At 71.0% G+C, this 12960-nt stretch carries 11 protein-coding genes, 1 other RNA gene and 1 pseudogene; 2 read left to right on the top strand and 11 right to left on the bottom strand.

Annotated elements, in window-relative coordinates:
• Positions 1–212: 212 nt before the first annotated feature.
• The 3 genes from ACLF5H_RS04295 to ACLF5H_RS04285 all read right to left on the bottom strand — a co-directional run bounded on the left by ACLF5H_RS04295 (position 213) and on the right by ACLF5H_RS04285 (position 4800).
• Positions 213–2579 carry a HelD family protein gene (locus ACLF5H_RS04295; protein ID WP_421674720.1) on the bottom strand — a complete coding sequence of 789 codons (2367 nt, stop codon included), beginning with the start codon at positions 2577–2579 and terminating at the stop codon, positions 213–215.
• A 139-nt stretch (positions 2580–2718) separates the two neighbouring features.
• Positions 2719–3282, bottom strand: a complete 564-nt coding sequence (locus tag ACLF5H_RS04290) for a CGNR zinc finger domain-containing protein (protein ID WP_421674719.1) — start codon at positions 3280–3282, stop codon at positions 2719–2721.
• Between the two features lie 105 nt (positions 3283–3387).
• Entirely contained in the window at positions 3388–4800 is a 1413-nt protein-coding gene (locus ACLF5H_RS04285; RefSeq protein WP_421674718.1) for an FAD-binding oxidoreductase, read from the bottom strand.
• Between the two features lie 172 nt (positions 4801–4972).
• On the opposite strand from ACLF5H_RS04285, the gene ACLF5H_RS04280 reads away from it, so the two are divergent.
• Positions 4973–5797, top strand: coding sequence for a class I SAM-dependent methyltransferase (locus tag ACLF5H_RS04280; protein WP_421674717.1), 825 nt, complete (start codon positions 4973–4975; stop codon positions 5795–5797).
• A 1-nt stretch (position 5798) separates the two neighbouring features.
• On the opposite strand, the pseudogene ACLF5H_RS04275 reads toward ACLF5H_RS04280, so the two are convergent.
• The 6 genes and pseudogenes from ACLF5H_RS04275 to ftsE form a co-directional block, all read right to left on the bottom strand.
• Positions 5799–5981, bottom strand: a pseudogene (locus ACLF5H_RS04275) (ankyrin repeat domain-containing protein); the annotation flags it as partial.
• A gap of 133 nt (positions 5982–6114) precedes the next feature.
• Positions 6115–6483: a transfer-messenger RNA gene (gene ssrA / locus ACLF5H_RS04270) on the bottom strand.
• 92 nt (positions 6484–6575) lie between these two features.
• Entirely contained in the window at positions 6576–7118 is a 543-nt protein-coding gene (gene smpB / locus ACLF5H_RS04265) for an SsrA-binding protein SmpB (protein ID WP_421674773.1), read from the bottom strand.
• Positions 7119–7175: 57 nt separating this feature from the next.
• Positions 7176–8342 (bottom strand): S41 family peptidase, encoded by a 1167-nt coding sequence (locus ACLF5H_RS04260; protein WP_421674716.1) that lies wholly within the window; start codon positions 8340–8342, stop codon positions 7176–7178.
• A 67-nt stretch (positions 8343–8409) separates the two neighbouring features.
• The gene (gene ftsX / locus ACLF5H_RS04255; RefSeq protein ID WP_145485249.1) at positions 8410–9327 is read right to left on the bottom strand and encodes a permease-like cell division protein FtsX; all 918 of its coding nucleotides are present in this window, start codon (positions 9325–9327) and stop codon (positions 8410–8412) included.
• Positions 9328–9370: 43 nt separating this feature from the next.
• Complete coding sequence (gene ftsE / locus ACLF5H_RS04250) at positions 9371–10060, bottom strand: cell division ATP-binding protein FtsE (protein WP_037651391.1); 690 nt, start codon at positions 10058–10060, stop codon at positions 9371–9373.
• A gap of 227 nt (positions 10061–10287) precedes the next feature.
• Here ftsE and ACLF5H_RS04245 point away from each other — a divergent pair, with 227 nt between their 5' ends.
• Positions 10288–10479, top strand: coding sequence for a hypothetical protein (locus tag ACLF5H_RS04245; protein ID WP_421674715.1), 192 nt, complete (start codon positions 10288–10290; stop codon positions 10477–10479).
• Between the two features lie 114 nt (positions 10480–10593).
• Here ACLF5H_RS04245 and ACLF5H_RS04240 read toward each other — a convergent pair whose 3' ends face one another.
• Together ACLF5H_RS04240 and prfB are read right to left on the bottom strand one after the other, a co-directional pair.
• The gene (locus tag ACLF5H_RS04240) at positions 10594–11442 is read right to left on the bottom strand and encodes a hypothetical protein (RefSeq protein ID WP_421674714.1); all 849 of its coding nucleotides are present in this window, start codon (positions 11440–11442) and stop codon (positions 10594–10596) included.
• Positions 11443–11748: 306 nt separating this feature from the next.
• The gene (gene prfB, locus ACLF5H_RS04235) at positions 11749–12855 is read right to left on the bottom strand and encodes a peptide chain release factor 2 (RefSeq protein WP_145485246.1); all 1107 of its coding nucleotides are present in this window, start codon (positions 12853–12855) and stop codon (positions 11749–11751) included.
• Positions 12856–12960: the final 105 nt, after the last annotated feature.

The raw sequence follows: 12960 nt of genomic DNA, 5'->3' as shown, positions 1-12960 counted from the left end.
GAGTCAGCGGGCATAAGAAAGAGGCCCACGTCACTCTGTCGTGACGTGGGCCTCCCACGTAGATGACACCGGCCCGCCATGCTCGCCTCGCGGCAAGTGGTCCCTCGAAGGGACGAAGGTTGGGCCCGGGGGCTTGGATCGAGCCGGTGCCGTACCAAGGCTAACAAACGGATGCCGGATGCCGTTCCCCGCGCGGGGAGTTCGTCGAAAACTCAGTCGCGCAGCAGATCCGGCACCCCGGCCGGATCCGGCTCGTCCCGCTCCCCCGACACCACCGTGAGCTGCTGGGTCGCCCGGGTGAGCGCCACGTAGAGCACGCGCAGCCCCGCCGGGGACTCGTCGGCGATCTCCGCGGGCGAGACGACGACCGTCGCGTCGTACTCCAGCCCCTTGGCCTCCAGGCTGCCGAGCGCCACCACCCGGTCGCCGAGCCCGGCGAGCCAGCGTCTCGCCTCCTCGCGCCGGTTCATCGCGACGACCACGCCGACCGTGCCGTCCACGAGGTCCAGCAGCCGCTCCGCCTCGGCCCGCACGGTGGCCTGTAGGGACTCCCGTACGACGGTGAAGCGCGGCGCGACACCGGTGGACCGTACGGCGCGGGGCGACTCGGAGCCGGGCATGGCGAGCGCGAGCACCTTGGCGGCCAGCTCGGCGATCTCGGCGGGGTTGCGGTAGTTCACGGTGAGCTGGAAGCGGCGCCGGGGGCGGCTGCCCAGGGCCTCGTCGCGGGCCTCGGCCGCCTCGTCCGGGTCGGACCAGGAGGACTGGGCCGGGTCCCCGACGACCGTCCAGGTGGCGTGCCGGCCGCGGCGGCCGACCATCCGCCACTGCATCGGGGTGAGGTCCTGCGCCTCGTCCACGATGACGTGCGCGTACTCGGTGCGCTCCTGCGCCAGCCGCTCGGCCCGCTCCCGCTGGGTCTCCTCGCGCACCGGCATCAGCTCCTCCAGACCGGTGAGCTGGTCCAGCGGGTCCAGCTCCCGCTTCTTGCGGGGCCGGGCGGGGACGCCGAGGATCGCCTGGAGCTCGTCCAGCAGGGCGATGTCATGCACGGTGCGGCCGTCGCGCTTGAGCGAACGCGCCACCTTGCGCACCTCGCCCGGGTTGAGGATCCGGCGCGCCCAGCGGCCGAGCCGCCTCTCGTCGGCCATCGCGTCGAGCACCCGCGCCGGGGTCAGCTCCGGCCACCAGGCGTCCAGGAAGCCGATGAAGGCGTCCTCACCGGTGATGTCCTCGTCGAAGGAGGAGCGCAGCTCGGCGGCCAGCTCCGGGTCGGTGTGCCGGGACCCGGCGCCGGACCTCGCCCACAGGGCGTCCAGCAGCAGCTTGCGGGCGCGCGGGCGCAGCAGGTTGACGGGGGCGGTGCCGCCGAGGGCCGTACGGCGGATGCGGTCCAGCTCCTCGGCCTCCAGTTCGAGCCGGCGGCCGAAGGCGACGACGCGGAGCCGGGTGGGGTCGACGGCGGGACGCGGCGTGTCCTCGTCGTCCTCCTCGTGGCCGTTCACCGGAGCCGCCAGGTCCTGGCCCAGTTCCAGAGCTCCCCTGGCGGCCTTCCGCAGCACCTTCAGCATCCGGTACGAGCCCTTGGCGCGGGCCACGGACGGGGAGTCGTACAGCGTCGCCGTCACGCCGTCGACCAGCGAGCCGATCGCCCGGATCGCGACCTGGCCCTCCTCGCCGAGCGAGGGCAGCACGCCCTCGGTGTAGGCGACGAGCAGCGGGGTCGGGGAGACGATCAGGATGCCGCCCGCGTACCGCCTGCGGTCCTGGTAGAGCAGGTAGGCGGCGCGGTGCAGGGCGACGGCGGTCTTGCCGGTGCCGGGGCCGCCCTCCACGTACGTGATCGAGGCGGCGGGCGCCCGGATGACGAGGTCCTGCTCGGCCTGGATGGACGAGACGATGTCCCGCATGGTGTGGCCGCGGGCCTGGCCGAGGGCGGCCATCAGGGCGCCGTCACCGATGACGGGCAGTTCCCTGCCGTCGAGGCGGGCGGTGAGCGCGGGCCGCATCAGGTCGTCCTCGACGCCGAGCACCCGGCGTCCCTTGGACCGGATGACACGCCGGCGCACCACCCGTCCGGGCTCCACGGGGGTGGCTCGGTAGAAGGGCGCGGCGGCGGGGGCGCGCCAGTCGATGACGAGCGGGGCGTAGTCCGCGTCGAGGACGCCGATACGCCCGATGTGCAGGGTCTCGGCGATGTCGGCGGTGTTGTCCTCGCGCACCGCGCCCTCGGCCGGCTCGACCGCCGTGTAGGCCCCGTCCGGCCCCTTCTTGCCGTCCTTGCCGAGCAGCAGGTCGATGCGCCCGAACAGGAAGTCCTCGAACTCGTTGTTGAGCCGGTTCAGGTGGACACCGGCGCGGAAGACCTGCGCGTCCCGCTCGGCGAGCGCGCCGGGCGTGCCGACCTGGCCGCGCTGGGCCGCGTCGTTCATCAGGAACTCGGCCTCGTGGATCTTCTCCTCCAGCCGCCGGTACACCCGGTCCAGATGTGCCTGTTCGACGCTGATCTCTCGGTCGCGCACGGAGTCCTGTGCGCCGTGTTCCGAACCGACCGCGGAATGCTGAACCTGAGCGGCCACCGGGCCCCCTTCTGACGTGCTGGGCAGCCGTCAACCGTACGCGAAGGAGGGCGGGCGAGGCTACGGGACCCGGGCGCTTCGCCGGATACGGCGATCTTGTACGTGCGGGTGCCGGAGGCGGACGCGCGGGCGCCGGGGCTCAGGCGCGGGTCGGGGCGGCCGCCCGGCGGCGGTGGCGGGCCACCCGCTCCCGGTTGCCGCAGACCTCGCTGGAGCACCAGCGCCGGCGGCGGCCCCGGGAGGTGTCGAGGTAGAGGAGCGGGCAGTTGTCCCCCTCGCACTCGCGCAGGGCGGCCCGCGCGACGGGGTCGGTGAGCAGTTCCACGGCGTCCCGGGCGAGGAGCGCGAGCAGGGCCCCGGGGCCGGGCGGCGCGACCAGTTCCCGGACGAGCGGCCCGTCGCCACGCCGTACGGCACAGGGCACCGGCGGCGTCTCCCGGGCCACCTCGTTGACCCGCCCGAGCGCCCCGCCGTACGACACCGTTCCGCCACCGCGCCGTACCAACTGCCCTATGTCCTCCCGCACTTCCCGGAACCGCACGACCCAGGTCTCGTCGGCGTGCCCGAGGCCCGTACCGGCCGGCACCAGTCCGGCCTCCTCGATCCAGCCGCACAACGCCCGGACGGAGTCGAGCCGTTCGCCCGGATGACCGGTCGCCAACAGGTCCAGACAAATCCGTCCGGCATCGAACCGCAGCGCCATGTGCCTGCCACCGCCTAGGCATACGGGGAGTCGTACAGCCACCTCCCTCCCACAGTGCCCGTCCGACCGCTTCCCCGGAACCCCCCGCACGGGGGCCGGTCGCGGTCAGGCCGGCGGGATGTTCTGGTTGGCCCGGAAGAAGTTGGTCGGATCGTAGGTGTGTTTGACCTCGGTCAGCCGGTCGTAGTTGCCGCGATAGGCGGCCCGCACGCGGTCGGTTGGCTCCTCCTCGCCCAGGAAGTTGAGGTAGCCGCCGCCCATGGAGTGGGGGTGCAGGTCGGTCCAGTAGTCGACGCACCAGCGGCGGAGCAGGGCGGCGTTGGCGGGGTCCGGGTCGATGCCCGCGATGACGCCGGACCACAGGGCGTCCCGGTAGGCCCAGGCCGTCTCGTCGGGGCCGGGGCGGTGGGCCGCTCCGTCCACCGGGTAGAGGTGCATGGTGGACAGGCCGGTGGGGAGGTTCTGGCCGTACTTCTCGTGCACGGCGATGGCGTCGTCGGAGATGGCGTCGAAGAAGTCCCCGCGCCAGTACCACTGGAGCCCCTTGGGCAGCAGCTGGTCGAACATGGTCTGGAGAGCGGGGTAGGGCATGACCGTGGTGAAGTGGAAGGCGGGCGGCCCGGCCCCGGCCACGGCGGCGACGGCCTTCTCCAGCCGCGCCTGCTCTTCCTCCGGGGCCGTCCCGGGGTGCGTCGGCGTGTGGCACCACACCACCCCGCACATCTTCCGCCCGTGCAGCGGTTCGGGGAACGGCGGCCCGGGCGGGACCGTCAGGAGCGCGAAGAACCCGCTCAGCTCCTCCGGCGCGCCGGGCAGGAACTCCCGGTACCAGCACAGCACTTCACGCACCTGGTCGAGTGGCCAGAGGGTGATCGCGACCCCGACGGCGTCCACCGGGTGCAGCCGGAAGGCGAAGGACGTGACGACGCCGAAGTTCCCGCCGCCGCCCCGGAGCGCCCAGAACAGATCGGGGTGCTGGTCGACGGACGCGGTGACGAAGCTCCCGTCGGCAAGCACCACGTCCGCGGAGAGCAGGCTGTCGATGGTGAGTCCGTAACGGCGGGTGAGATGTCCATGTCCACCGCCGAGGGTGAGCCCGCCGACCCCGGTGGTCGACATGATCCCCGAGGGCACCCCCAGCCCGAAGGTGTGCGCCGCGTGGTCGAGATCGCCGAGCCGGCTCCCGCCGCCGACCCGGGCGGTCCGGGCCTCCGGCTCGATGTGCACCCAGCGCATGGGCGTCAGGTCAAGGGTGAGCGCGCCGTCCACCAGGCACAGCCCCGGTCCGCTGTGCCCGCCCCCGCGCACGGCCGTCGCCATCCCGTTGTCCCGCGCGAAGGCGAGCGCGGTCCGTACGTCCGCCACGTCCACGCACCGCGCGAACGCGGCGGGGCGCCGGTCGATCATGGCGTTGTAGAGGCCGCGGTCCCGGTCGTACCCGGGATCCCCCGGTCCTACGACGCCTCCCCGCAGAGCCCCCCGCAGAATGTCCAGAGCGGTCTCGTCGATGACGCTCATGGCCGAACACCTCGGTTCGCACAGCGGAACCCCTGCCAAACGCCGCAAACATTGTCCGCCCGGGAAGCGGATCCCGCATGTCAGGGGCGCCCGGACGGGGAGCGGCGGCGCCGGGGCGGTCCGTCGTACGGAACCCGCCCAGGGGCGGCGCGGGGCGCCGTAGGTTCGGGGGATGACGAACAGCGCCGTGCAAGAAGAGTTCCTCCGGTCCTTCCACGCCGTGCGGCCCGCCGTGACCGCCGAGGCGTTCGGGCGGGGGCGGGGGCCGGACGGGCGGTCCAGCTACGAGCTGCTGCGCGACCGGGTCGCCGGGCACCGGCGGGTGCTCGATCTCGGGTGCGGGGACGGCCTGTTGCTCGAACTGCTCGCGCGGGACGGCGGCAGGGAGTTGGCCGGGGTGGATCTGTCGCCCCAGTCGCTGGCGCTCGCGCGGCGGCGGCCGGGGCTCGGCGCGGCACGGCTCCACATCGGGCGGGCGCAGGAACTGCCGTTCGCCGACGGGAGTTTCGATGCCTGCGTCTCCCATCTCGCGCTGATGCTCATGGGTGACATCGAGCAGGTCGCGGCCGAGGTGGCGAGGGTGCTCGTGCCGGGCGGGGTGCTCGCGTGCGTGATGGGCGGCGGGGCGGTCGGCGGGGAGGCGTACGAGCGGTTCGTGCGGCTGCTGCGGCGCGCGGGCGAGGAATCCGCCACGCGCATCCCCGCGTTGGGGGACGGGCGGGTGCGCGGCCGGGAGGGGCTTGAGGAGGTGCTGCGTCCGGTGGGGTTCGGGGAGGTCGAGTGGGAGACCGTGCCCATCGACATCGGCGGGACCCTGGAGCAGGTGTGGGAGTGCGTGTCCGGGCTCTACGATCTCGCGCCGATGGAGGCGAGGACCGTCGCCCGGCTCCGCCAGGACTTCCTCGCCGAGGTCACCGACCTGCTCACGCCGGAGGGCACCGTGCCCTGCGGGTTCAAGGTGCGCCTCGCCTCGGCGCGGCTCGTCCGGCTGGTCTGACTCACACGGCCCCCGCCGCGGTCAGACGGTCGGCGGTCTCGGCGTGCGGGCCGGGCAGCGCCTGTGCAAGCGCCGTAAGGCCGGTGCCGTGATCCTCCCGGAGGTTCGGGTCGGCACCGTGGGCCGGCAGCGCGCGCACCGTCTCGGTATGGCCCCAGCACGCCGCCGCGCACAACGGCGTCCCCCCTCAGGATCGCGGTGAACAGACGTCGGAGGCCGCCCATGAGGCGGTGCCAGCGATAAAGGCGCATGGCAAAGGCCCCGTCGCGTGAAGCGGCGGGGCCTTTGCCCACATGGGGTTACCTCCCGGGGGAGGTTCGTGGAGATGGCGGGAATCGAACCCGCGTCCAACGGTGCGGAATCAGGGCTTCTCCGTGTGCAGTTCGCTGTGATTTTCTCGGCCCCGGCAATCACGCGAACAAGTCGCCGACGGGCTCAGTCACTGTTTGATTTCCCTCTTCACCCCGTGACCGGGATCAAGGTTTAGTCCCCTAGCTGATGCCAGGATCCGGGTCGGGAACAGCCCCGGGCTGACACTTCGCAAGTCGCTACTTAGGCAGCGAGGGCGAAGGAATCGCGCTTGGTATTGGCGATTATTTTTTTCGGCCTGTGGTTTACGAGATCATGGCCGCTTCCTCGACACGCTTCCCCTGCTTCGACATCCGCTGTCGAAACCGATCATCCCCATGTTGTTTTTTCAAGGTGCGCACCGGGCTGACGTCCGATGCTGCCGCCATCGTACGGGAACAACGCGGCTCCGTGCCACCGTATTCCCGCCCTACACGCCGCGCTGCCTCCGCTTCGCCGCCGCGATGGCGCGGTCCGACTCACGACGGTCCTGCTGCTCCCGCAGGGTCTGCCGCTTGTCGTACTCCTTCTTGCCCCGGGCGAGCGCGATCTCGGCCTTCGCCCGGCCGTCCCGGAAGTACAGGGCGAGCGGCACGATGGTGTGACCGGTCTCCTGGGCCTTGGACTCCAGCTTGTCGATCTCCTCGCGGTGCAGCAGCAGCTTGCGCTTGCGGCGCGCGGAGTGGTTGGTCCAGCTGCCCTGGTGATACTCGGGGATGTGGGCGTTGTGCAGCCACGCCTCACCCCGGTCGATGTGGACGAAGCCGTCGGTCAGCGAGGTCCGGCCCTCGCGCAGCGACTTGACCTCGGTGCCGGTGAGCACGATGCCGGCCTCGTAGGTGTCGATGATCGCGTAGTCGTGCCGGGCCTTCTTGTTCTGGGCGACGATCTTGCGCTTGCCGCCCTTCTCGCCGTCCCTGGCCTTGCCCGCCCCGCCGCCCTGCTTGGGCTGGGACTCCTTGGGTACGTACATTCCCTTACTCATAGTGCCGTCCATTTTCGCACTACGCGGGGGGCTCGGGGCCAGCCTTTAATCGGCGTCGCCCAGGCCGGTGAGCACGGTCTCGGCACGCCGCAGGACGCCGTCCCCCGCCTCCAGGTCGGGCGTGATGCCCCGGCCGTCGACCGCGTGCCCGGACGGGGTGCGGTAGTGGCCCACGGTCAGCTCGGCCACCGAGCCGTCGGGGAGGTTCGTCGGCATCTGGATGGAGCCCTTGCCGAAGGTGCGGGAGCCGATCACGACCGCGCGGCCCCGGTCCTGGAGGGCGCCGGTGAGCAGCTCGGCCGCGCTCATGGTGCCGCCGTCGACCAGGGCGACCAGGGGGCGGGCGGTGTCCCCGCCGGAGGTGGCGTGCAGGGCGCGCGGGGCGCCGTCGACGTCGTAGGTGGCGACCAGGCCGCCGTCCAGGAAGGCGGAGGCGGTGGCCACGGCCTCGGTGACCAGGCCGCCGGAGTTGCCGCGCAGGTCCAGCACGATCCCGTCGCCGGGCGGGGCGGCCCGCAGCGCCTCGCGGACCTGGGCGCCGGTGCCCTTGGTGAAGGCGGCGATCCTGATCAGGGTGGCCCGCACGGACAGCCTGCGGACGCTGACCGAGTCGGTGGTCAGGGTCGCCCGGCGCAGGGTCTCGGACCAGGCGCGGGTGCCGCGCTGGAGGCCGAGCGTGACGGTCGTACCGGCGGGCGCGTCGTCGGCGTCGCCGCGCAGCCGGGCGACCACCTCGGTGACCGGGAGGCCGTCGGCGCGGGCGCCGTCGACGCTGCGCAGCCGGTCTCCGGTGCGGATGCCGGCCGCGGCGGCGGGCGATCCGGGGCGCACCCCGGTGACCTCGATACGGCCGTCCTGTTCGCGTGCCGCGGAGAGGCCGACGCCGGTGTAGCGGCCGTCGAGGGAGTCCTGGAACTCCTGGTACTCGCCCTCGGAGTAGACGGCGCCCCAGCGGTCGCCGCTGCGGCTGACGGCCCGCTCGGCGGCCTCCATCGGGGACGTGCCGTCGGCCATCGCACGGGCGGCGGCCTCCCGTACGTCCTCCTTGCGCCCGGCGCCCACGGGCACCGTCGTCGTACGGCGGGCCGGGTGGTCCGGGTCCGGGAAGGCCCCGGTGACCGCCCCGGCGACGATGACTCCGGCGAAGACCAAGGTCAGCGCGGCCCCTTGGCGGGCGCGCCGAGGCGGACAGAGCGGGTCTCGGCCGGACATGGCGGTGAGTCTAGGACAACGGGCCTCTCGTCACGGCCCGTTGCCCCGCCCACCGCCTTGGTTTGCGTCACACCTTCAGGTACTTGCGCAACGCGAAGAACGCGGCCAGGGACGGCATCAGCACACTGGTCGCGAGGATCAACGGCAGCTTGGTCAGCACCGAGTCCCAGCCGACGAAGTTGATCAGCGTCAGCTTGTGGGAGAGATCCATGCCGTGGTCGATGGTGAAGTACCGGCCGACCACCAGGAACACGCAGGCCAGGCCACCGCCGATGAGCCCGGCGACCGCGGCTTCGGCGATGAACGGCGCCTGGATGTAGAAGCCGGAGGCGCCGACCAGGCGCATGATCCCGGTCTCACGCCGACGGCTGAACGCCGACACGCGCACGGTGTTGACGATCAGCAGCAGCGCCACGAACAGCATGAGCGCCATCACGCCGAGCGCGCCCCGGTTCATCAGGTTGAGCAGCTGGAAGAGGTTGTCCAGGATGCCCTTCTGGTCCTGCACCGACTGCACTCCGTCACGGCCGTTGAACGCGGTCGCGACCACCTGGTACTTCTGCGGGTCCTTGAGCTTGATCCGGTACGACTCCTGCATCTGGTCCGGCGTCAGCGAGCCGGCCAGCGGGGAGTTGCCGAACTGCTCCTTGTAGTGCTTGTACGCCTGGTCCTGCGACTCGTACGACACCTTCTCGACGATCGGCATCTTCTGCAGGTCGGAGAGGATCTGCTTCTTCTGGTCCTCGGTGACCGCGCCCTTGGCGCAGTGCACGTCCTGCTCGGCGTCGTGCTTGTTGCACAGGAAGATCGAGACGTTGACCTTGTCGTACCAGTAGCCCTTCATGGTGCTCACCTGGTCGCTCATCAGCAGGGAGCCGCCGAAGAGGGCCAGGGACAGGGCGACGGAGACGATGACAGCGAAGGTCATCGTCAGATTGCGGCGGAGACCGACACCGATCTCCGACAGGACGAACTGGGGGCGCATGGCGTCGGGTTGTGCCTTTCCGTGGACGAACTGGGGCGCGAGGTCAGTGCTGGTAGCCGTAGACGCCGCGGGTCTGGTCGCGGACGAGGCGGCCCTTCTCCAGCTCGATGACGCGCTTGCGCATCTGGTCCACGATGTTCTGGTCGTGCGTCGCCATGATGACGGTGGTGCCCGTCCGGTTGATCCGGTCGAGCAGCTTCATGATGCCGACGGAGGTCTGCGGGTCGAGGTTGCCGGTGGGCTCGTCGGCGATCAGCAGCTTGGGCCGGTTGACGAACGCGCGCGCGATGGCCACGCGCTGCTGCTCACCGCCGGACAGCTCGCCGGGCATCCGGTCCTCCTTGCCGCCGAGGCCGACGAGGTCGAGCACCTGGGGCACGGACTTGCGGATCTCGCCGCGGGACTTGCCGATCACCTCCTGCGCGAAGGCCACGTTCTCCGCGACCGTCTTGTTGGGCAGCAGGCGGAAGTCCTGGAACACGGTCCCCAGCTGGCGGCGCATCTGCGGCACCTTCCAGTTGGAGAGGCGGGCGAGGTCCTTGCCCAGCACGTGCACCTGGCCGTGGCTGCACCGCTCCTCACGGAGGACCAGCCTCAGGAAGGTGGACTTTCCGGAGCCGGAGGACCCCACGAGGAAGACGAACTCGCCCTTTTCCACTTCCAGTGAGACATCCCTGAGTGCGGGACGGGTCTGCTTGGGGTAGACCTTGGAGACATTGTCGAATCGGATCACGGATGCACCACGGGTCGCCGGGGGTAGATGAGCGTGACCATACGCGAACCGGGTGCGCAAGCGCAGGCGCAGGCAGAGGTTGGGCAAGACTTGTACGCTTTTGCCCCGGCCGCCGCGGCACGGGCCCCGCGCACGCCGCGGCGGAAACTGGCACAGTGGGAGGGGAACGTTCGCGTTCCTGTGAGCGTTGTACGAAGTGATACGGCCGGTGCGAGGAGGGCGAGCGCATGACGTACGACCGGTTGGTGTGCGCGAACTGCGCGGCGCCCGTGAGCGAGGGCCGGTGCCCGGTGTGCCGTGCCAACCGCGCGCGTCTCCAGCAGGAGGGCTTCCTGGGCGGGATCAATCCGATGGCGCTGATCGCGCTGCTGGCGGTGCTGATCGCCGCGGTGGCGCTGCTGGCCCACCAGACCGCCTGACCGCGCAGGCCCGAGACGTAAGAAGCGGCCGAGAAAACCCCCAGAAACCCGTCAGGGCCCGGAGCCGAAGCTCCGGGCCCTGATCGCGTACGGCGGGTACGCGGGCGGCTACCGTCAGGCGGCCGCGCCGCCCCGGCCCGCCAGACGCGGCAGGACACGGAAGCCGATACCACCGGCGATCATCGTCGCGGCGCCGATGACCAGGAACGTGGTCTGCCCGGCACCGGTCTCGGCGAGCTGCTTGCCGCCGGTCTGCGGCTGCGGGTTGTCCGACCCGGTGTTGGTGAGCGCCGAGGAGCCCTCCTCCTGGGTGGCGTTGTCGTTGCCGCCGCCCTGGGGGCTGTCGCCACCGGTGCCGGAGCCGCCGCCGGTGCCGCCGCCGTGGTGACCGCCACCGCCGTTGCCGCCACTGTTGCCACCGCCGGTGCCGTTGCCACCGGAGTTGCCCTGGCCACCGGTGTTGCCGTTGCCGCCGGTGGTCTGATCGCCACCCGTAGTGGTGGTGTCGCCGCCGGTGGTCTGGTCGCCGCCGGTTGTGGTGGTGTCCCCGCCGGTGGTCTGGTCGCCGCCCGTGGTGGTGTCGCCGCCGGTGGTCTGGTCGCCGCCCGTGGTGGTGTCGTCCCCGCCGGTGGTCTGGTCGCCACCGGTCGTGGTGGTGTCCCCGCCGGTGGTCTGGTCGCCACCGGTCGTGGTGTCATCGCCACCGGTGGTCTGGTCGCCGCCCGTGGTGGTGTCGTTGCCGCCGTCGGACTGACCACCATCGGTGCAGATGCTGATCGGGCAGCCGCCATCGGTGTCGCCACCGTCGTCCTGGCCGTCGACACTCGCACCGAGGCTGATCGGGCCCGCGTGGACATCGAGGTCCAGGGCGGAGGCCGCGCCGGCGGCCGTCAGGGACGCACCGGCCGCGATCACGGCGCCCGCGGCTATCCGCGCGACCCGGATCCGCGTCTTCTTCGTCATATGGTTGCTACCCCCAGTAGCTGTTCGTCAATGAGGCCGCGCAGTGGGGCTGGCCGTGATCGACGGAGGCAGCTGGCCAAGCCCGAATCAAGGTCGAGCGATTCGGCACCCCCGGTTCACATGCGCCCCAGATACACGCATGCCGCGCTCACCCTTCCGATTTTTCAAAGCAACGTCAAGGGCGTTCTATTCGCTTTGTCCGAACCAGAGGGTATTCAGGGGGATTTGAAACATGTGACTGTGACGTAAAAGCCGGACAAAACAACAACTGCCGCCACGCGGGCGGCAGTTGTCATGTCGACAAAGTTACTTCTCCTGCTGCTTGCGCCAGCGAATGCCGGCCTCCAGGAAGCCGTCGATCTCGCCGTTGAAGACGGCCTCGGGGTTGCCGACCTCGTGCTCGGTACGCAGGTCCTTGACCATCTGGTACGGGTGGAGCACGTACGAACGCATCTGGTTGCCCCAGGAGTTGCCGCCGTCGCCCTTGAGGGCGTCCATCCTGGCCTGCTCCTCCTGGCGGCGGCGCTCCAGCAGCTTGGCCTGGAGGACGTTCATCGCGGTGGCGCGGTTCTGGATCTGCGACCGCTCGTTCTGGCAGGAGACCACGATGCCGGTGGGCAGGTGGGTGATGCGGACCGCGGAGTCGGTCGTGTTGACGCCCTGGCCGCCGGGGCCGGAGGAGCGGTAGACGTCGATGCGCAGCTCGGACTCGTCGATCTCGACGTGGTCGGACTGCTCGACCACGGGCAGCACCTCGACACCGGCGAAGGACGTCTGGCGGCGGCCCTGGTTGTCGAAGGGCGAGATCCGCACCAGGCGGTGGGTGCCCTGCTCGACGGAGAGGGTGCCGTAGGCGTACGGCGCCTGCACGGAGAAGGTGGTCGACTTGATGCCGGCCTCTTCGGCGTACGACGTCTCGATGAGCTCCGTCTTGTAGCCGCGCTGCTCGGCCCAGCGCAGATACATCCGCTGGAGCTTCTCGGCGAAGTCGGCGGCGTCGACGCCACCGGCCTCGGCGCGGATGTTGACCAGGGCCTCGCGGGAGTCGTACTCGCCGGACAGGAGGGTACGGACCTCCATCTCATCCAGCGCCTTGCGCACGGCGGCCAGCTCGGACTCGGCCTCGGCGCGGGTGTCCGGGTCGTCCTCCTCCTCGGCCATCTCGAAGAGGACCGAGAGGTCGTCGATGCGACCGCGCAGCGCCTCCGCCTTCCTGACCTCGGCCTGGAGGTGGGAGAGCTTGCTGGTGATCTTCTGCGCCTCGTCCGGGTTGTCCCACAGGGACGGGACCGCCGCCTGCTCCTCAAGCGCGGCGATATCTGCCCTCAGCTTGTCGAGGTCCAGGACGGCCTCGATCGACTCCATGGTCGAGGAGAGGGACTTCAGCTCTTCGGATACATCGACGACTGCCACGGTTCAAGCGTAACGGCTGTGGCAAGCGACCTCCGCCGCGCTGGTCACGGCCGGGTCTCGTCCATCCGCCCACCCGACTCGGTGGCTTGCCGGGTGAACGTCTGG

Origin of the sequence: Streptomyces sp. LaBMicrA B280 (assembly GCF_049222185.1) — a bacterium.
GTDB lineage: Bacteria > Actinomycetota > Actinomycetes > Streptomycetales > Streptomycetaceae > Streptomyces > Streptomyces murinus.
The sequence above is the reverse complement of the archived record's forward strand: the minus strand, read 5'-3'. Positions and strand labels throughout refer to the sequence as shown.